18 protein-coding genes and 2 pseudogenes are annotated in these 19,134 nt (G+C 61.1%); 15 read left to right on the top strand and 5 right to left on the bottom strand.

Annotation, left to right across the window (positions count from 1 at the left end):
- Positions 1-74 precede the first annotated feature (74 nt).
- The 6 genes from CO657_RS27685 (at position 75) to CO657_RS27655 (ending at position 5,330) form a co-directional block, all read left to right on the top strand.
- On the top strand, positions 75-1,196 hold the full coding sequence (locus CO657_RS27685) for an ABC transporter permease (RefSeq protein WP_054184456.1): 1,122 nt from the start codon (positions 75-77) through the stop codon (positions 1,194-1,196).
- Complete coding sequence (locus CO657_RS27680) at positions 1,196-1,984, top strand: ATP-binding cassette domain-containing protein (RefSeq protein ID WP_012555814.1); 789 nt, start codon at positions 1,196-1,198, stop codon at positions 1,982-1,984. The genes CO657_RS27685 and CO657_RS27680 overlap by 1 nt, the downstream gene beginning before the upstream one ends.
- Positions 1,985-2,067: 83 nt before the next feature.
- Positions 2,068-2,862 (top strand): TIM barrel protein, encoded by a 795-nt coding sequence (locus CO657_RS27675; protein WP_054184457.1) that lies wholly within the window; start codon positions 2,068-2,070, stop codon positions 2,860-2,862.
- Positions 2,863-2,888: 26 nt separating this feature from the next.
- Positions 2,889-3,908, top strand: a complete 1,020-nt coding sequence (locus CO657_RS27670) for a Gfo/Idh/MocA family oxidoreductase (RefSeq protein WP_054184458.1) — start codon at positions 2,889-2,891, stop codon at positions 3,906-3,908.
- A gap of 8 nt (positions 3,909-3,916) precedes the next feature.
- Positions 3,917-4,291: a MurR/RpiR family transcriptional regulator gene (locus tag CO657_RS27665; RefSeq protein ID WP_425349952.1), complete on the top strand. Its 375-nt coding sequence runs from the start codon at positions 3,917-3,919 to the stop codon at positions 4,289-4,291.
- 361 nt (positions 4,292-4,652) lie between these two features.
- Positions 4,653-5,330 (top strand): GntR family transcriptional regulator, encoded by a 678-nt coding sequence (locus CO657_RS27655; RefSeq protein ID WP_054184459.1) that lies wholly within the window; start codon positions 4,653-4,655, stop codon positions 5,328-5,330.
- Positions 5,331-5,334: 4 nt separating this feature from the next.
- Here the strand turns inward: CO657_RS27655 and CO657_RS27650 are convergent, their stop codons facing one another.
- Positions 5,335-6,336, bottom strand: coding sequence for an Ldh family oxidoreductase (locus CO657_RS27650; protein ID WP_054184460.1), 1,002 nt, complete (start codon positions 6,334-6,336; stop codon positions 5,335-5,337).
- Positions 6,337-6,525: 189 nt separating this feature from the next.
- On the opposite strand from CO657_RS27650, the pseudogene CO657_RS27645 reads away from it, so the two are divergent.
- Both CO657_RS27645 and CO657_RS27640 read left to right on the top strand, forming a co-directional pair.
- Positions 6,526-7,577: pseudogene (locus CO657_RS27645) on the top strand (proline racemase family protein).
- 112 nt (positions 7,578-7,689) lie between these two features.
- On the top strand, positions 7,690-8,538 hold the full coding sequence (locus CO657_RS27640) for a hypothetical protein (protein ID WP_054184461.1): 849 nt from the start codon (positions 7,690-7,692) through the stop codon (positions 8,536-8,538).
- A gap of 59 nt (positions 8,539-8,597) precedes the next feature.
- Here the strand turns inward: CO657_RS27640 and CO657_RS27635 are convergent, their stop codons facing one another.
- The 4 genes from CO657_RS27635 to CO657_RS27620 all read right to left on the bottom strand — a co-directional run bounded on the left by CO657_RS27635 (position 8,598) and on the right by CO657_RS27620 (position 11,751).
- Positions 8,598-9,107, bottom strand: coding sequence for a hypothetical protein (locus CO657_RS27635; protein WP_054184491.1), 510 nt, complete (start codon positions 9,105-9,107; stop codon positions 8,598-8,600).
- Positions 9,108-9,270: 163 nt separating this feature from the next.
- Entirely contained in the window at positions 9,271-9,855 is a 585-nt protein-coding gene (locus CO657_RS27630; protein ID WP_054184462.1) for a TadE/TadG family type IV pilus assembly protein, read from the bottom strand.
- A gap of 1 nt (position 9,856) precedes the next feature.
- Positions 9,857-10,387 carry a TadE/TadG family type IV pilus assembly protein gene (locus tag CO657_RS27625; RefSeq protein ID WP_054184463.1) on the bottom strand — a complete coding sequence of 177 codons (531 nt, stop codon included), beginning with the start codon at positions 10,385-10,387 and terminating at the stop codon, positions 9,857-9,859.
- A complete protein-coding gene (locus tag CO657_RS27620; protein WP_054184464.1) occupies positions 10,384-11,751 on the bottom strand; it encodes a TadE/TadG family type IV pilus assembly protein in 1,368 nt (455 codons plus the stop codon). The genes CO657_RS27625 and CO657_RS27620 overlap by 4 nt, the downstream gene beginning before the upstream one ends.
- Here CO657_RS27620 and CO657_RS27615 point away from each other — a divergent pair.
- The 7 genes and pseudogenes from CO657_RS27615 to CO657_RS27585 all read left to right on the top strand — a co-directional run bounded on the left by CO657_RS27615 (position 11,727) and on the right by CO657_RS27585 (position 19,131).
- Positions 11,727-12,038, top strand: coding sequence for a hypothetical protein (locus CO657_RS27615; RefSeq protein ID WP_128715619.1), 312 nt, complete (start codon positions 11,727-11,729; stop codon positions 12,036-12,038). The two genes, CO657_RS27620 and CO657_RS27615, sit on opposite strands and share 25 nt — an antisense overlap.
- Positions 12,039-12,231: 193 nt before the next feature.
- Positions 12,232-12,825: pseudogene (locus CO657_RS27610) on the top strand (PAS domain-containing protein); the annotation flags it as partial.
- 10 nt (positions 12,826-12,835) lie between these two features.
- A complete protein-coding gene (locus CO657_RS27605; protein ID WP_054184466.1) occupies positions 12,836-13,093 on the top strand; it encodes a hypothetical protein in 258 nt (85 codons plus the stop codon).
- Between the two features lie 10 nt (positions 13,094-13,103).
- A complete protein-coding gene (locus CO657_RS27600; protein ID WP_054184467.1) occupies positions 13,104-14,027 on the top strand; it encodes a hypothetical protein in 924 nt (307 codons plus the stop codon).
- Positions 14,028-14,055: 28 nt separating this feature from the next.
- On the top strand, positions 14,056-16,320 hold the full coding sequence (tssI, locus tag CO657_RS27595) for a type VI secretion system tip protein TssI/VgrG (protein WP_054184468.1): 2,265 nt from the start codon (positions 14,056-14,058) through the stop codon (positions 16,318-16,320).
- Positions 16,321-16,333: 13 nt separating this feature from the next.
- Complete coding sequence (locus tag CO657_RS27590) at positions 16,334-17,440, top strand: DUF2169 family type VI secretion system accessory protein (protein ID WP_054184469.1); 1,107 nt, start codon at positions 16,334-16,336, stop codon at positions 17,438-17,440.
- Entirely contained in the window at positions 17,437-19,131 is a 1,695-nt protein-coding gene (locus tag CO657_RS27585; RefSeq protein WP_063856445.1) for a PAAR-like domain-containing protein, read from the top strand. Before CO657_RS27590 ends, CO657_RS27585 begins: the two co-directional genes overlap by 4 nt.
- The last annotated feature ends 3 nt before the right edge of the window (positions 19,132-19,134 follow it).

Genomic DNA, 19,134 nt, shown 5'->3' with positions numbered 1-19,134 from the left:
GTATGGCTCCCGATCCGTGATTCATCCGGACAGCGGGCGCGGCGCACGATAACGATCTATTCTAAGGAACGACCATGACGCTGGCCAACGAACAGAACGGGACTGCGGCCCGGTCCGACGAGCGGCTGAAGAAGGTTTCGACCATAACCGCGCTGCTGCGCCGTCCGGAACTTGGCGCTGTCGCGGGACTGGTGCTCGTCTCCATCTTCTTTTTCTTCACTGCAAATCCGGCCATGTTCACGCTTGCCGGCGTGATCAACTTCATGGCGCCTGCCGCACAGCTCGGCATTCTTGCAATCGGCGCGGCCCTGCTGATGATCGGCGGTGAGTTCGATCTGTCGATCGGCTCCATGGTCGCCTTCGCGGGCCTGGTGTTCGGCACGGCGCTCGTCGTTCTGCACCTGCCGCTGAGCGTTGCGATCCTGATCGCCCTGGCCTTCGCCGCCGTCATCGGCGTGACCAACGCGCAGCTGACGATGCGCACCGGCCTGCCGTCCTTCATCGTGACGCTGGCATTTCTCTTCATTCTGCGCGGCCTGACGCTCGTCGGCCTCAAATGGGCTAGCGGCGGCGCGACGCAGCTTCGCGGCATGAAGGAGGCCGCCGCCAACAGCCCGCTCGCGCCGCTCTTCTCCGGCGATGCTTTCGGTGGCCTGTTCTCGTGGCTTGGCGCCCATGGCTTCATCGAGACCTTCCCGAGCGGCGCGCCCAAGGTTCCGGGAATTCCCATCGAGATCCTGTGGTTCGTTTTCATCGCTTTGCTGGCGACCTGGGTGCTGCTACGCACGCGCTTCGGCAACTGGATCTTCGCCTCCGGCGGCGATCCGCGCGCCGCCCGCAAATCCGGCGTTCCCGTTGCGCGCGTCAAGACCACACTCTTCATCGTCACGGCGATGTGCGCCACGCTGGTCGCCATCCTGACCGTGCTCGATGCGGGTTCGACCGACGCTCGCCGCGGCTTTCAGAAGGAGTTCGAGGCGATCATCGCAGCCGTCATCGGCGGATGCCTCCTGACCGGCGGCTATGGCTCGGCGATCGGCGCCTTCTTCGGCTCCATCGTCTTCGGCATGGTGCTGATCGGACTGACCTACACCTCGATCGATCAGGACTGGTACCTGGTCTTCCTGGGCGGCATGCTTCTGACCGCCGTCATCTTCAACAATGTCATCCGCAAACGCGTGACGGGAGAACGCTGATGAGCACGTCCCAGGCGCCACTCGTCGAGGTCAAGAACCTCGTAAAGCACTTCGGCTCCATCATCGCCCTGAACGGCGTCTCGCTGAGCGTAAACGCAGGGGAAGTCCTCTGCCTTCTCGGCGATAACGGTGCGGGAAAATCCACTCTCATCAACACGCTGTCGGGCGTGTTCAAACCGACGTCCGGAGAGTTTCTCATCGACGGGCAGCCGCGATCCTTCAGCGGACCTCGCGACGCGCTCGATGCCGGGATCGCGACCGTCTATCAGGACCTTGCGATGATCCCGTTGATGTCGGTGACCCGGAACTTCTTCATGGGACGCGAGCCCCTGAAAGGCTTCGGACCCTTCAAGAGCATGGACATGGACTTCGCCAACAATGTTACCCGCGACGAGATGCGCAAGATCGGCATCGACGTGCGCGAGCCCGATCAGGCGGTCGGGACCCTTTCCGGAGGCGAGCGTCAGTGCGTGGCCATCGCCCGCGCTGTCTATTTCGGGGCGAAGGTGCTCATCCTGGACGAGCCGACCTCGGCGCTCGGCGTCGCCCAGACCTCGATGGTCCTGAAGTATATCGGCCTTGTCCGAAACAAGGGGCTCGGCGTGATCTTCATCACCCACAACGTCCGCCATGCCTATGCGGTCGGCGATCGGTTCACGGCGCTGAACCGCGGCAAGACGCTGGGAACCTTTGCAAAGAGCGAGATCAATCTCGACAGCCTGCAGAACCTGATGGCCGGCGGCAAGGAACTTCAGTCGATCTCCGAGGAGCTTGGCGGAACGATCTGACGCTCCCGTGAAAAAGCGAATTCGGTCCGGGACCTCGTGCCGGACCACGGACACTCATACCCATGATCAGGGAAGAACCCGCAATGAGCAATTCCATATCATCCCCCTTTCCATTAGCGGCCTGCGCCGAAATGCTGTGGCGCGACCGGCCCATCGAATGGCGCGCCTCGCGCCTCAAGGAACTGGGCTTCGGCGTCGGTCTCTGGAACTGGCCGGAACACGACATTCACAAGCTGGAGGCGACCGGCGCCACCTTCACCATCATGAACGGCTATCTCACCGGTCGGCTCACCGACGACGAGGGCGCGGACGAACTTCTGAGGACGGCGCGCCAGACCGCTGAGGTCGGCAAGCGCCTCGGCGTTCAGCGGCTGAACCTTCACGGCACCGGTCTTGGCGACCGCGGCCTTCCGGTTCAGCCGATCGAGGTCGTCACAGGGGCGATGTGGATGAAGGCGCGCGACACACTTCGCCGGGTCGTCGACCTGGCGGAGGATGAGAATGTCGTCTTCACGCTCGAGAATTTGAACCTACCGGTCGATCACCCGGGCGTGCCGTTCGGGCGCGCGGAGGACACGATGGCGCTCGTTTCCAGTATTGACCATCCCCGTCTTCGCCTGAACCTTGATCTCTATCACGCCCAGATCGGCGAGGGGAACCTGATCGAGCTTTGCCGAAAGTGCTTGCCATGGATTGGCGAGATCCAGGTCGCCGACGTGCCGGGACGCTGCGAACCCGGCACCGGCGAGGTCAACTGGAAGGGAGTCGCCAAAGCGCTCAAGGCGATGGGCTACGCCGGTCCCGTCGGCTTAGAAGCCTGGGCTGCCGGCGATTCCGACGCCGCGCTGGAAGCCTTCCGCTCCGCATTCACCCTCTGACGTTTCAACCCTACAGGACCCGACCCATGCCCAAGATCAAATCCGTCAACGTCGGCCTTATCGGCGCCGGCCGCATCGGCTCCTTCCATGGCCAATCCATCGCTCGCCGGCTGGTCGACGCAGAACTCGTCGCCATCGCAGATCCGGCGCCGGGCGCGGCGGCGAAGCTTGCGGAAACGCTCGGCGTGGACGCCGCATATAGTGAGGTTTCAGAACTCCTTGCTCATCCGGGTCTCGATGCGGTGGTTATCGCCACCCCGGCGCGGTTCCATACAAACGTGCTGGTGCAGGCCGCCGAAGCCGGCAAGGCGATCTTTTGCGAGAAGCCGATGGCCCTGACCCTCGAAGATGCGGACCGGGCGATCGCCGCGGCTCGTTCGGCCGGGGTGCCGCTCCAGGTCGGCTTCAACCGGCGCTGGGACCAGGCTTTTGCCGAAGGCCGTGTCGCCATTGACGCCGGAAAGATCGGCGCCCCGCAGCTCATCCGCTCTCTGACGCGCGACCCGGGTCCGTTCGGCGCCGATCCCGACCGCATCCCACAGTGGACCATTTTCTACGAGACGCTCATTCACGACTTCGACACGCTGCTTTGGCTCAATCCCGGCGCCAAGCCGGTCGAGGTTTTCGCGATGGCCGACGCGCTCCTTCGTCCTGAGGCAAAGGAGAAGGGCTTCCTCGACACCGCCGTGGTCAACATCCGCTTCGACAACGGCTCGGTTGCTGTTGCGGAGGCGAACTTCTCGGCGCTTTACGGTTATGACATCCGTGGCGAGGTGTTCGGATCCGGGGGCATGGTCGCCATGGGCGACGTCCGGCGGTCAAGCATGACCCTCTTCGACAAGGATGGCGTCTCGAACGACACGTGGCGACGGGACACTGATCACTTCGTCCAGGGGTACACCGCCCAACTCGCCGCGTTCGTCGACGCCGTGCGCAATGGCGAACTGAAGGATGCGCCGACAGGCGTGGACGCGCGCAACGCTTTGATGATCGCGCTCGCCAGCATCGAGTCCGTTTCGAAGAAGCAGCCCGTTCTTTTGTCATGAAAGCTCGGATGCGCCGCCTGGTCGGCGCATCCCGCATCAACAAGGAGCCGACACCGATGAGCGCCCAGCAGACATTGCACAAGCCGAACAGCGTCGCCGAACTGAAGGGCATGATCACAGCAGCCGGGTTGCGGCTTCCTGAGCAGCAGGAGCGCGTGGCGCGCAAGATGCTCGCACAACCCGACATCGTCGCCTTCGGAACGATAAGTTCCGTGGCGGGCGAATGCGTGGTGTCGCCTTCCACCGTGGTCCGCGTGGCCAATGCGCTGGGCTTCGACACCTTCAGGGAGCTGAAGTGTTTCTTTCAACAGCATTTGAGATCGATCTCTGGCGCCGCCCGTCCAGCCATTTCCAAGACACCGCCCTCTGCTGCAACGCATTGAGACGCCACAGGAGTACGGCGCGATCGATTCGCCCCGGTTGTCCGCTTTGTCCGCGAGAGCGCCTATCAAGGGTGGCTCGTCGCGGAGGCCGAGCAGGACCCGTCGGTTGCGCCACCGAGACCGGCGGTCGGCAGGGCATTCGCCCATCTTGCCGGGCTTTTCGGTCAGCAGAGATAGCGCCCGAAAGGGCCGCCCCCTTCGGCCCGCACGGCAATTTGTCGGTGAACGCAAAACCGGCGGCTGGATCCGAAGATTACGGGAGCGCAAGCCGCGGCGTGAAAAAGCTGATCGATCTTGAGGAATGAGATCGTCTACGATATCCCAAGCAGGAATTTCGTCTCGGAAAGAAGGAGCTTGGGGAATGCCTTTCAACACCGCTCAGGTGACAAATCTCGGGAAGGCGCCGACGGCCTCGGATGTCATTTTGAAATTCATCCGAGATTCCATCGCCGACGGTTCTCTGGACGAAGGGGAACCAATCCGTCAGGACGATGTCGCCCGGCTGTTCAACGTCAGCAAGATTCCGGTGCGGGAGGCGCTGAAACGGCTGGAGGCCGAAGGTCTCGTGGAATTCCACCGCAACAAGGGCGCGATCGTCACCAGCGTTTCGGAGCCCGAGATCGCGCAGATCTTCGAGGTGCGCGCGATCCTGGAATCGAATGCCATCAAGCTCTCGATCCCTCACATGACGGAAGAAACCTTTGAAAAGGCGCTTGGCTATTGCGAGGCCTTCGCGCGGGAAACCGATGTCGCCCGGTGGTCGGAATTGAACTGGCGATTCCACAGCTGCCTCTACGAGGATGCGCAGCGGCCATTTCTCGTCACCACCATCCGTTCCGTCAACGACCGGCTGGAACGATATCTCCGGGTGCAGTTGACCCTATCGCATGGCAAGCAGACGGCGGATCGCGAACATCGGCAGATCCTCGAAGCGTGCCGCGAGCGCGATGAGGAAAAGGCGGCAGGTCTGCTCTATGCCCACATCATGAGCGCCTGCCAGTCACTTCTCGAACATCTTCCCGCGAAGAAACCCGGCTGAGCCGTCAGGCGCCCGCTATCCTGCTGACGGCCTCGAAGACGGCGCGCGGCACTTTCAGCTTTTCCGACGCCGGCCTTGGATATTCGATGCCGCTCACCCCCGGCACAAAGACGCCCTTCTCTTGAAGGCGGTCGGCCTGGCGGCGGGCACGTTCGACAAGCCCATCGTCGGTGCGCCCCGGCATCATCGCGACGACGGTCAATCCGACGGCAGGGCTGGCGCTTCCCTCTCTGAAAGACGGCGTATCCAATGACCAGGGGCCGCCGGAGAGGCCGGCCGACAGCATTTCCACCATCAGCGCCACATTGGCGCCCTTGCGCCCGCCGAAAGGAAGAAGCGCTCCGCCGAGCGCTCTTGCCGCATCCTGGGTATCCTTGCCGGCTTCATTGACGGCCCATCCCTCCGGGATGGCGCGCCCCTCGGCTGCGGCCGCGACGATATTGACATAGGCGGTCGCGCTCGACGCCTGGTCGATGATGAGAGGCAGCGACCCTTCTCCGAGTGGAAAGCCGAAGGCCATCGGGTTGGTGCTGTAGACGGCCGGGCCGCCGGCTTTGGCCACCACCATGGCATTGGCGTTGGTGGCGGCGATGCCGACGATCCCTTGGCCGGCAAGCCTGCGAACATAATAGCCCAGTTCTCCCGCCGTATAGCTGTTGGTTTGCGTGAAGACTGCGAGCCCGAAATTGCGCACCGCTGTCACGAGATCATCGAATGCCAGATCGAAACTGAGCTGCGCGATACCCCGATCGGCATCTGCGACGAAGAAGGCGGGATAGGGACGCTCATATCTCGGCGCGGGATTGCAGTTGATACGGCCTTCGCGGAAGCTGTCGAGATAATCGACCATGTGGGGAAAACCGAGCATGGCAGGCCCATAGATCGCGGCTGATAAGGTGGCGTCCACGAGGGAGCGGGCGGTGGCTTGCCCAGCGCCTGCTGCCAGGCAGGCCCGCATCGCCAAGGCTTCGGCTTCTGTCTGATCGAGTAGGATCTCATCCAACATCGCAAATCTCCGATTCTCTGTTTCCTTGGCCGCCGTTCCTAGCAGAAGCGAGGAAATGGCGACAGAAAAATGTACAATTGTGTCTACAAACATGACTTTGGTGATTGACAAGTCTGCAGCTTCGTACAAATGATATCGTATACGATATTACAAAGCAACGGCGTAGCCGGACTTCAGAGGAGAATGGATATGGGATTCAAAAGAACGATCCACGCGGTCGATACTCATGCAGGCACGCCGATGCGCGTGATCACGGGCGGCGTTCCGCATATTCCCGGCAATTCCGTCTACGAAAAGATGAAATGGCTGGAGAGCAATGACGACCAGCTGCGCAAGCTGATGCTGCGTGAGCCGCGCGGTTATCCCGCCCATTGCTGCAACATCATCGTGCCCCCTCTCATCCGGAGGCCGATGCCGGCTATGTCATCATGGAGCAGTTCGAATATCCGATGATGTCGGGCGGCAATACCATCTCGGTGGTCACGGTCCTTTTGGAAATGGGCATGCTTCCGATGAAGGAACCGGTCACCGAACTGGTTCTCGAGGCGCCCGCCGGACTGATCCGCATCAAGGCGGAATGCAGCAACGGCAAGGTCAAGAGCGTGACCTTCAAGAACGTGCCGGCATTTGCCGCCCATCTCGATGCGGTCATCGACGTGCCGCATCTCGGAAAGGTCACCGTCGATGTCGGCTGGGGCGGCATGTTCTATGTCATCGCCGATGTCAGGCAGTTCAAAGGTCTCGAACTGATCCCGGCGCATGGGCGGGAGATCGCGCGAGTTTCGGCGATGATCCGGCAGGCGGCTATCGAACAGTTGCAGGTCGCTCATCCGCATTATCCCGGCGTCGGGATTACGATCTCACAGCTGTCGGGACCGACGGACGATCCGAACGCCGACTGGAAGAACACGGTGACGATGGCCACGGGCGATCTTTCCTGGGACGATCCCTCCACCTGGACGGGAGCGCTCGATCGCTGCCCCTGCGGCACCGGCACCTGCGCGAAGATGGCGGTTCTGCATGCGAAGGGCGAATTGCCGCTAAACCAGGATTTCCGGCACCAGGGTATCCTGGGCAATATCTACACCGGCAGGCTGGTCGAAGAAGCCAGGATCGGCGACAAATCCGCCGTTGTCCCGACGCTGACCGGCACCAGCTGGATCTCCGGCCTGAATACCCTTGTTCTCGACAATGACGATCCCTTTACCGAAGGGTTCACCCCCGGCGACATCTGGGCCTGAGCATCGGCGCGCGACGGCATCGCCTTAGGTGATGGTGATGTCTTTCGTTTCGGATTTCGGATGTTTACAAGGCTGAGGCAGCTTAAAACATTCGACCGGAAAGGCATCGATCGTGAATCTCATGCGTCGCGCGCTGTTGGGAACACTCTGGGCCATGCTCGGCTGGAGGCCGGCATCCGCCAAGGAATCCGGCCCGGATTCCGGCGAGGAAACGATACAGGCTGAGGCATCGTCGGTGACGCCTCGGCATGTTCTGTGTTTTCTCGGGAAGGATCGCGACCTCGGCCATTTGTCCGATGCGGCATCGCAGGCGATCCGTGACTTCGCCAGCGGTTTCAGCATCGACGAGGATTATTCGCAGGCCGAGCCGGATGACCGCATGAGCCGGTCGTTCGACGTCTGCTGGGATCGGGTCGAACCCGAAGCCTGGGGTTCGGCGGACGAGAAAGCCGTCGCCGATCATCAGTCGGTGCTCTACATCCTTGGGCCAAGCATGGCGCAGGCGGAAACGGTGACGGTTTCGATGCTGGCGCTCCGCCTCGTCGAACGCCTGATCGGTGCGGGAGCGGTAGCCGTGAAAGGCGAAAGCGCCGGCATCGCCCATGGGCTCGATCGGTGGCGAGAGCTGATCCGGCAGGGAGCCGAAGCGCAGAAGGCCGCCGACAGGCTTGCAGAGCAGCGGATCGGCCGGCTGGCCTTTGCGAAGCGGCCGCTCTCTGGGCGGGGGTATCTCGAAAGCGTCGGCTTCCATCTCGTCGGACTGCCGGATGTCTATGTGCCTGACGCAGCCGGCAGCGAACGGCAGATCGTCGCCATCATGGATGCGGTCGCCGACGAGATCGCCGAGCGGGGACTCGAGCCGACGCTGAGCGCGCGCCGGGCAAGCCTCTCCTTCAATTCCACTTACGAAGTGGACGAGTTCAAATTCAATCCATACGGCATCGTCAGGCTCGGCGGCTGAGTGGCGCAATCTCGCGCCGGGGTTTTTGCTTACCTTCTCTCCTGATCATTGACGCCGCTTCAATCAGTCTGCTGCTCCAATGTCTTGGCAAGCTCTTCGTAGTGGCGGGCGGATCCGGCATTCTTCTCGGTGGCATATTGTGCGCTGACCTGCCGCGCCGCCTCGGCCGCGATACGGAAGGCATTGATCCTGTCCTGCGGATCGGACTCGGCTTGCCCGCCGATATCATCGCCGCTGAAGCTGCCGACTCGAAATCCCTCAGGCAGATCTACGACACCGATATCGGGGACCCCTTCTTTCATCCGGCCGAAGAAGGCTGGACCGGCCTGCTCGCCGTCGCGGCGGCGCAGCATTCCTTCCCCCGACGCCTTGCCGTTGATGCAGGCGCCGATCCAGAAGGTGGGGCCGCTGGTCAGGGAGACCGGCGCTACGAATTTGCAATGGCTGCTCGGATCTTGCGACCATTGCGCCGCGTCGGCAGGGACGTGGGAACAAAGCGCGGCCGCCAGAGCGATCGCCGCCACGGCCGGCAGCTGTCCCATGCCGCGGAAAACTCTTGCTGCTGTCATTTTTTCATGCCTCTTGTCGCTGAAGAGCTCTCCGCAATCATTCATCGCGATACTCGGAGAAAGCCATCAATCAATCGGCCGAAGCCATGCACTATTGTCGGCCCGGTGACAACCGATCCGAGTGTGTGGGGCATCGATCGCCGATTGCGACAGATGCTTGGCCTTACTTATAAGTAATCTTGTCGCTGACCCTGGGGCGATTGAAGAAATAGCGATCGAAGCTATAGCCGTTCTGCCCGGTGAAGTTTGAGAAAAACGCCGAGACCGGTGTCGTCAAGGTATATTGCACCCGAGTCAGCACCACTTGCACGCCGGTTTCCTGGATTTTGGAGGGGATTGCGACCGCGCTCGCCGTGCCGGAATTCACCGCCGAGGTGTTTAGCGCGGCAGACCAGTTGACGGTCGCGCTGCCGCTCGTGCTGACATCGTTGACCGCGACCGTGATCGTCAGCTCGGTGGTGTCATAGGGCTGCAGGATGAAGCTCGCGCCGGAAAGAAGTTTGGCGACGTCGGACTTCGTCCAGGAGCTCTGCTGGGCAATCATGTCGCCCGTGGACGAGGCGATCTCGTCGATCTTGCGGCTGACCGTCAGCGCATGGCCGAGATCGGCGGTGCCGAACAGCAGCATCAGCAGCATCGGCAGCACGAGCGCAAATTCAACGCCCGAAGCTGCCGACCGGTCTCGTGCGAGATGACGGATGCGGGATCGCGCGAAGCGGAAAAGGGACAGGCTCCGTTTCATGCTCATGTCAGAAAGGCTCGTTGCGGAACAGCGCGGAAGATCCGAGCAGGTAGCGGCCGTCGGAAAGCTTGGCGCTCGACAGGTTGAAGAAACTGACGACGGCCGTCCATGGCATGAACGCTTGAACCAGGATGTAGTCGCTGCCCTTGCCGACATCATAAGTCTCGGTAACGGCGAGTTTGCCGCTGCTGTCGATCGGATCGGTGTGGGCTGCGGACGACATGTCGGAAAGCACGTTCACCTTGACGACGAGACCGCTCGAGCAGTCGAACGACAGAAGCATGTCGGCGCATATCTTGGCCTTGAAACCGGCCAGTGTGATCTTCGAGGACGCCACCTCGCCGGTGCGGATCATCCGGGAGATCTTGTGCACCGAAGCATCCAGCGCGGAATTGACGAAAAACATCAGCGACACTTCGATAATGCCGAACAGGATGATGAAGAGCGGCAGGGCCAGGATCGCAAATTCGATCGCAGCAGCCCCCTTCCGGTCGCCGATCAGGCGGCGCAGCGGTGCGAACCGTTTCCCGCGCCTCATTGGGTCAGCCGTACGGAAGAGAGATATTGCGTGAAGAGCGTCGACAGGCCTGCCGTGATCTCGGTCGAAGACGAGGCTGACAGGAACAGGCTCTTGGAGGATGCGCAGTCGGCAAGCGCATAGGGGATGTAGTCCCGCCTTGTGATGCTGGTCGACACGCCGCTGTCCATGGTGCCGCCCCAGGTGTTCTTCCAGTTGGCGCTCGCCATGGTCGAGCCGACGGTTGCGTTGTAACCCCAGTCCGAGGTGATCGGCAGGTATTCGGTGTAAAGCACCGCCATTGTGTTGGATTGATTCTTCAGATAGGCGCACCAATCAGGGTTGAGCGGCGCCACTTTATTCCAGTATGCCCCGGACACCGCCTGCCCGCTCTTATTCCATACGACGCTGTCGGTCACCCATTCGCGCTGCGACTGCACGCCGTCGGTCAGCAGTAGCACCAGCTTGAGCGGCGTGCCCGAGGTGGTTCCATCTCCGCCGGCGCCGACTTTCTGCTTGAGCGTCGCCAGCGAGACATCGAAATAGGTCGCTGCCTTCGAGGTAGCGCTGGTGAGGCCATAACTTTTGTCCGCGAGACGGGTGCGTGCCGTGTCCGTGCTCAATGTCGGGGCGAGAACCTCCGTCAGCGTATCGCCGAGGCTATACAATCCGACCTTGATGCGCTCATGATTGCTGTCGGACGTGTCGATCAGGGAGAGCACGTCCTTGACGGCGTCGCCGGCGACATCGGCGCGCAGCTTTATGTTCTTCGCCGTGCTGTATTCATAGTTGTTGGCGTATGTCTTATTGCTGACGGTGTGTGCGTCGCCCGTGTGGCAGGCGAACTGACATTTGATGCCGGAATACATGGTCGACTGACCTGAAGTCGTTGCCGCCAGAAGCATCGACGGAGACGTGTCGATGACGATATAGACGTTGAGATAGGACGTCGCCGGCCCCTTGACGGCGCTTCCCACGCTGACGGGGACGGTATCGATATTGGCGATCTTCATGAACGTCGTCGGCACGGTGCCGCTTGCCGTCGCCGTAATGTTGTGATTGGCGGTATCGATGTCGATTTCACCCAGCGTGTAGCTGTTGTCCACCTGTGCATGGAACCAGTCGGAGACCTTCGCCTTGAGGGCGTCGGCGTCCGCGGTATTGTTGATCTGCTTGACCGCGGCGATCAGAGCGGCATCAAGGTCGCTTTGCATCTTCTGCCGGACATTGTAGCTGCGAATATAGTCAAAGCTCGCGCCGACCCCGACGAGCATCGGCACCAGGCTGAGGGCAACGACGATCGCAACATTGCCGGTTCGATCCCTTCTAAGACCGCGAAGTGTGTGGAAGCATCGACCTAATGAAAGTGAAAAAGCTGATTTCAAAAAACCACCGTCGCGCTGAACATGAAAAAATACTAATGCGAGATGTATCCAGGAAGCTTAAGCCTTTGTTAAAACTTGTAAGTTCCGGCGGGAAATGGATTGCTCGCCCGTCGTTTGCTGCGTGTATCGGACATGTCTGCGAATTATGGATATTCGCGCAACGCCACGTCATCGTCTTTCACTGGAATGACTTTGGTGAGCCGATGGCAGCCAGGAGCGGGCTGTCTGGAACTGCGCGAAAACCCTGGATATCCATTTTGCGCAGTCCAATCCGTATCGCGCGCTGAAAGTGACGCCGGCACTGGAGACGGCAGCAATCTCTTAAATTTTCTCTCCGCATATTGAGGGTCAAGCCGAAGTGCCCGATTCTCGCGGACCGGTGCCATTATGGCCACATCTCGGAGTGCTGGTTTCAAATGACTTGGGCGGGCTTTCCGAGAAAATTCTCGATTGGATGGATGATGCATTCGGTTGATGCCCATGGTGAGGAGATCCGTCGTGACATTGTCCCAATCGCTTCTGCAGCCGGCCCTTACCGTCGACAACAACGAGCACAAGCAGGCGGAGCGGGAGCTCAAGAAGGCCCTTGAATTCACAGAGGGGATCATCGCCGCCATTCCGGATGTTCTCTTCGAGGTGGACGAGGACGGCCGTTATCTTCAGGTCTGGACAAGAAACCCCGAGTTGCTGGCCCAGCAGAAGGAGATGCTGCTCGGCAAGACGGTCAACGACGTTCTTGCGCCCGATCAGGCGGCCATCGCGATGGAGGCTCTGCGGGTGGCCGGCAGAGAGGGAGTTGCCGACGGCCGATGCATTTGCATCTCCCTGCCGAACGGTGAAACGCGGTGGTTCGAGCTGTCCGTCGCCAAGCGGCCGAGTGCCGATCTGGCGGCGGCCACCACGCTCCTGGCATTATCGCGAGATATCACCGAGCGAAAACAAGCCGAGGACGCCATCAACTCCGTGCGGACGCAGTTGCTGAGTGTGCTCCAGACAATGCCCGACATGATCTGGGTCAAGGACATGAATGGCGTCTATATGCTGTGTAACCACACCTTCGAGCGGCTGACCGGGTTCGCCCCGTTTGACCGGCCGACCGTTCCAGCCTTTCGAGCCCGGTCAGCGTGTCGAATATGACAATGTCGGATCGGTCGTCCGCGATCGCATCAACACGCTCAGCCGTCTTACCGGCAATTCATCCTTCTATCCCGAGCAGAACTTTGCCGAAAAGCTGCTGATCGACCCCACAGGCGGCGCGCAGATGGTGAAGGCGGAACAGATCATCAACCGTCTTTCCACCGATGCGCGGCCGAAGCAGCTTACCGACGTCAGGATGATCTAAGGCGGTGCCGATGCTGTTGACTGGTCTTCTGAAACCGCGCGGATACATGCGGTGGCCGTTGGCCGCGGCCGCTCTCGCCTGTGTCATGGCCGCGAGTGCGGCCGGCATGGTTGGCGCCTCCGGCTCCACCGATCAATCCCTGCTTCAGATCGAAGCGGTGTCGTCGCGCCTTTCCGACACGCCCGCCGCTGTCGAAAATGTCGCGAAAGCCGCCACCGAGCGGGGCATTTCCGAGGCGCCGCAGGCCCAGTCCGTGCTTGAAACGGCTGTACGGTCTTCGTTCAACGGCGACAGCATGCTTGCCGAAATATCGAAAGCCACCGGGAAGGCCGGCGGTGATGCCGCTGACCCTGAGGCTTTCGCCAGGGCGGCAGCGGCAGTGGAAGAGGGGCAGGCAAAGATTGCCCGCATGTACCAGGCGCAGGATCAGGCAGCGGGCAAGGATATCGAAACGCGTCTTGCCGATCCGGCTGACGGCCCGCGGATCAGAGAGCTTGCCGATCTCATGGCTGGCCCGGATCTTGCCGTGGAAACCGCGTTCACCGCGCAGCTCATGTATCTCTCCCTCGAAGCCCTTTCCAATTCCGATACAGGGACATTGGCGTCCGCTCCGCAGGACCAGCTCAAATCCGAGATGAAGAGCGTGATCTCATCGCTGCGTTCGAAAAGCGAGAACGAGAAGCCGGTTCCCAAGGACATAGCAAGGACGAACGAAAAGACGCGGCTTAGCTTCGTGCTCGCCACCCTGTCTCCGGAAGACCTGTCGGTGCTGACGGATTTCTATCGAAGCTCGGGCGGGAAGGCCAAGCGCGACGCGCTTGTCGAAAGTTACAGGCAGGCCTCCGATCGGGCCAACAGCGAAATGCTGGAGCAGTATTTCCAGGCACTGGCGGATTATCTCAAAACCCATCCTCGGCCGCAACAGCAGCAGTAATCGGCTTTTCAAGACGGAACGTGATGTTATGGACGATTTGCAATCCCTCGCCGCCGATTTCATCCAGGCGAACCGTATTCTGAAGATCGTCTCGCCGCTCGGTGAAGACCAGCTTCTGCCGGAGCGTGTGACGATCGAGGAGGGTATTTCCTCACTCTTCGAAATCAGGATTTCGGCACGCGCCAAGAAACCATCCGTCAAGCCGGAGGAACTGATCGGCCGGCTGATGGATGTTTCCGTCGAGGTGCAGCAGGGCGATCGCGAGGGTGGCGTGCGCCGACCGTTCAACGGCCTGGTGACCGAACTCAACGAGGGGCCGCCGATCACCCGCGGCTTGCGCTCCTATTCCATGGTGCTCAGGCCGCAGATGTGGCTGCTGTCGCGCCGTTCCGACTGCCGCATCTGGATGGACAAGACCTCGGTCGATATCGTCGAAACCCTGTTCTCAGAGCACGGAATCCCGGCGCCGGATACGTCGGGCGTCATTACGCCACCGCCGCCGCAGCATTATTCGGTGCAGTGGAACGAAACCGACCTTGCCTTCCTCACCCGCCGCTTCGAAGAGGACGGGCTGTTCTACTGGTTTTCGCACGAAGATGGCAAACACAAGCTGCATGTGGCCGACAGTGCGCGCTCCTGGCTCGGCCCGTCGCCCTCGGCGCAGGGCGAGGGGCAGGTCCGCCTGGCGCAGGGCTCGGCCGACCGCAACCACATCACCGAATGGAGCCGTCGTTATTCCTATGTGCCGGGGCAGCGGGCCGGCGCGGACTGGAATTTCGAGACACCGCGCATGGTGCCCGGCACGATGACGCCGTCGCTGGTGCAGATGCCGGAGGCGACCAAACGCGAGCTCTACGAATATCCGGCGCGCATTTCTTCCGTCGCTGAAGCCGAGCGGGCGGAAAAACTCAGGATGCAGGCCTCCGAGGCCGACCACGACCGCGTCTTCGGCGGCTCGACATCCCGTATTCTGGAGGCAGGACGCCGCTTCACGCCTTATGAGGTCGCCCACCCCGACCATGCCTATGAAGAGCACGTGGTGGTCAAGGCGACGCATACCGTCGTCGACCGGTCCTACGAGACCAACAGCAACGAGCCCGAATACACCAACACCTTCGAGGCGGTTCCGTCGCGGGTGTCGATGACGCCACATCGCGAGACGAAGCGGCCGCGCATCGAAGGCACGCAGGTGGTGATCGTCGCCGGTCCTTCCGGCGAGGAGATCCACCCCGACCAATACGGCCGCATCAAGCTGTGGTTCCCCTGGGACCGCAAGGCCAAGAAGGATGGCTCCGACACCTGCTGGGTGCGCGTCAGCCAGGTCTGGGGCGGCGGAACCTGGGGCGCCCAGGTCATTCCGCGCATCGGCATGGAAGTGATGGTCGCCTTCGTCGACGGCGACCCCGATCGGCCGCTGGTGACAGGTGTGGTGCCGAACCCCGCCAATACGGTCCCCTACGACCTGCCGGCCAACAAGACGCGCATGGTCATGCGCTCGAACACCCATAAGGGAACCGGCTTCAATGAAATGACCTTCGAGGACGAAGCCGGCCAGGAGAACATGTTCTTCCACGCCCAGAAGGACCAGACGACACGGGTCTTGAACGACCGCACCAAACGTATCGACCGCCACGAGGTCTCGGCCATCGGCGCGAACCGCACCGTCGAAGTCGGCGGCAACCAGAAACACGAGGTCGGCGGCTCGATGAACACGGTCGTCGGCGGCACCGGGCCGATGGCGATGGCGTTGATGGGGGCGGTGAGCGGTCTTTCAGGGCACACGGCGGGGCTATTGGCACAGGCCGGCCAAATTGCAGGCGGCGGAGGGGCCGGGCTTGCGGCCTTTGCCGGCACGGTTGCGTCTTCGGCGCTCGGTTTCCTCGGCGCCGGCGGGCTTGGCAGCCGCGACGGCGTGGTGTCAGGGCCGTCGCCGAGAGCGGATGCGGGTACCGCACTTGCCGGCTCCGGCACGGGCGTTGGGGATGCAGCCTCCGGCCTCTTTCCGCTCCCCGGCATCATGAACACGATCGTCGGCGCCTTCAAATCCGACACGATCGGCATTGCCCGCGCCGAGCAGATCGGCATGAGCAAGGTGACCAATGTCGGCCAGACTTCGCTCGAGAGCGTCGGCAAATTCAAGAAGATCGCCGTCGGCGAAGAATTCGTCATCGAATGCGGCGATTCCAAATTCATCATGAAAGCCAATGGCGAAGTGATCATCCTCGGCAAGACATTCAACTTCGTCGCCACCGAGCACTTCCAGATGCGCGGCAAGCCGATCGACCTGAACTGAGGAGGACGTTCGCTTGGAACTGATCAACCGGCTTCCCTTTCCAGCCATGGCCTTTCGGCAATTCGACGCCAACGGCGATTTGGATTGTGTCGTGTCGGTTCGCGGGACGTTCGTTCACCGCCAGGGCCAGGCGCTCGCCATCGCCGCAAAGCAGGAGGACTTCCAGTGGGAAGACGCCTATGACGGTGATCCCCATGCCGGCCCTTTGTTGCGCCAAACCGATCTCACGCCCGAGAAGGCCGGGACCGATATCACCTTCCTCGGTAATGCTTATGCGCCGAACGGCGCACCGGCGCGTTCATGGCAAGTCGGTCTGCGCGTCGGAGAGTTGTCCAAAAAGCTTGAGGTCCATGGCCCGCGTTTTTGGCGCCCTGTTATCAAGGAAAAATGGGCCGGCTTTTCGGCCAAGGAAGCCAAACACGTCTTGACGGACTGGCAACTTACCGAAGCCGAGCCGGCATCCCAGGTGCCAATGTGCTGGAGCAAATCCTATGGCGGTCAGGTTCCCGGCACCGGCGATCCGGAGACCGAAACACCAGCCGATGTCGAAGCACGCAATCCGCTCGGCTGCGGCATCGTCAATCTCGAGATGCCGTCGGATCACGCCCCTGTCGCCGCACCACAGATTACCTTACCTGGTGAGACGCTGAATTGGCGCGAGCCGGCCGCGCCGCAGGGATTGGGCCTCGTGTCGCCGTGGTGGCGGTCCCGCCAGCAACACGCGGGCACTTATGACGATGTCTGGCTCAACGAGCGCCACCCGCTTCTGCCCAGGGATTTCGATGCGCGTTTCTGGCAATCTGCTCATCCAGATCTCGTTGCCGTTCCGCATCTGGCCGGTGACGAGGATTATCAGTTGGATTATCTGCACACGCGCTTTGCGCGCGCCTTAGGGCGGCTGCCGGGAATAACGCTGGGGGTACGGTGTGTCGGCCATGATCGCGACGAATGGCACGTGCTGTCACTCGACGGCGTACATTTCGACTGGCGAGACGACGAGCGAGTGATGCTGACCTGGCGAGCCCGCTTTTCGCTTGCGGAGGCTCTCGGAACCGAGCTGACGCTGACGCGGGTACGGCTTAACGTCGAGGCCGATGCTCCTGGCGGGGTAGCGGCATGAGCATCCCGCGCGACAACTATGTCGGCGAGCCCGATTACCCAAGCCCCTGGACGACGAAACTACCCCGAGAGGGATTGCGCGACTTGGACGAGGCGCGGGTCGTTTCGCTGTCGCCGGATGTCTGCCTGACGCCGGTCGGCTCGTCCGCCGTCCCCATCCCGTACCCGATCGTCGACTATTGCGGGCACGACAAAGATTATACGCCATCCGTCCGCTTCACCGGCAAAAAGGCGATGGTCATGCGCTCGTGCACGACGCATGTCCACGGTGATGCTCCGGGAACGAAAAAGGGTTTCAAATCCGGTACCGTTGAAAATATTTGCGAGCCGATTGATCATGCCGAGCAGGTACGCGCCGAAGGTTCCCACGTTATCCGTCATCTCGACCGCTTTTGGATGAACAATCGGAATACGCAGGGTGAAGCGATCTTCGTGCGCGGGACACAGACATACGCTCCGCCGGAAGACGATGATCCGGTTCGGGGATCGCTGCGCTCGAATGGTGCCAGTTCAGACGAAGGCCGTGTGATAAGCGATGCCTCGCCCGAGCCGCTGATCATGGGTGCGCAATATGCGCAAGCGAATGTCGGCACAATGACGAATCCAGGCGGCGGACTGGTAGGTGGAACGACGAGGGGCGCGACCACAACCGCTCCGTCCACGACGCAGACGCCGACCGCCAGTTGGCCTAAAATTGGTTCGGCGGTACTCAAAAGATTTGGAATCTGGGGGCGCGTCGGGTCGCTGGTCCTAGACGATCTCGGCAAAACGCAGGCTGAGAAAGCTGCGGAAGCGCGCGCTTTCCAAGCGATCCTTTCTGGCCCCGGCGATTACGTCATGACTCAAAATCGCCTCCTTGGCGGTCGCGAACATGTCAGCAATCCTTTGGATATGTTCAAATCTTCGACCTGGGAAGGGAAATACGGCCTCATTATCAATGACAACGAACGCGTTCCGCTCGCCAATGATATTTTGTCGACATTGGCCGGAAAGCCGATGGACGTCCGCACAATGTCGGATGCCGAAGTTCAAAGCGTCCTCTCTCCCTTCCAGGGGTTGTCGGAAGACCAGATCGAGCAGAAGCTCAAGGAGATAACCGAGGCTCGGAAAAAGGAAGAAGAGGAGCAGAAACCAAAGCCGGAGGAGCCAACGCCGGTTCCCATCTTGCCGGATAGTAGCGTTCGTATTGATGAAGATTATAACCGGCGCTGCCCAATCAAGACGATTTCCTTCGAGAGCCACGGAAAGCGGGATGAATTCGAACGGCAGATTGAGGAACAGGAGGGGCGTCTCAATAGGATGCCTGTATCCGAGTATATGCAGAGGCGCGCGCCGATCCTACCGGGCGTGCCTGGACGTCAACAAACCCTAGCGTCTCGCCGAGCCGCATCCCTCCCTTATCAAAACAATGTGCGGAACGCTTACATCCGAGATAATCAACTGGCCTATGTTGCTCAGTATGGACGTAAAGCGTGGCAGGATCACCTCTCCTCTCTGGCAGCAACCCACGAGTTGGACCTGATTGCAGGCGGGTATGAAAATGAGATATCTGGCATGGGTGGTACTGTAGAAAACAGCTCCATAGGACCTCAATGGCGAGCCGACAGCCGCAGCGGCGCGCTCGACCGGCATGCGCAAGAACTCGCACGCAACGGTTGCCCGATGATGCGTGTTAACCTCGTTGTCAAATAGGAG

Source organism: Rhizobium acidisoli (genome assembly GCF_002531755.2).
Taxonomy (GTDB): Bacteria; Pseudomonadota; Alphaproteobacteria; order Rhizobiales; family Rhizobiaceae; genus Rhizobium; species Rhizobium acidisoli.
Note: the sequence above shows the minus strand (reverse complement) of the source record. Positions and strands in the feature narration are given on the sequence as shown.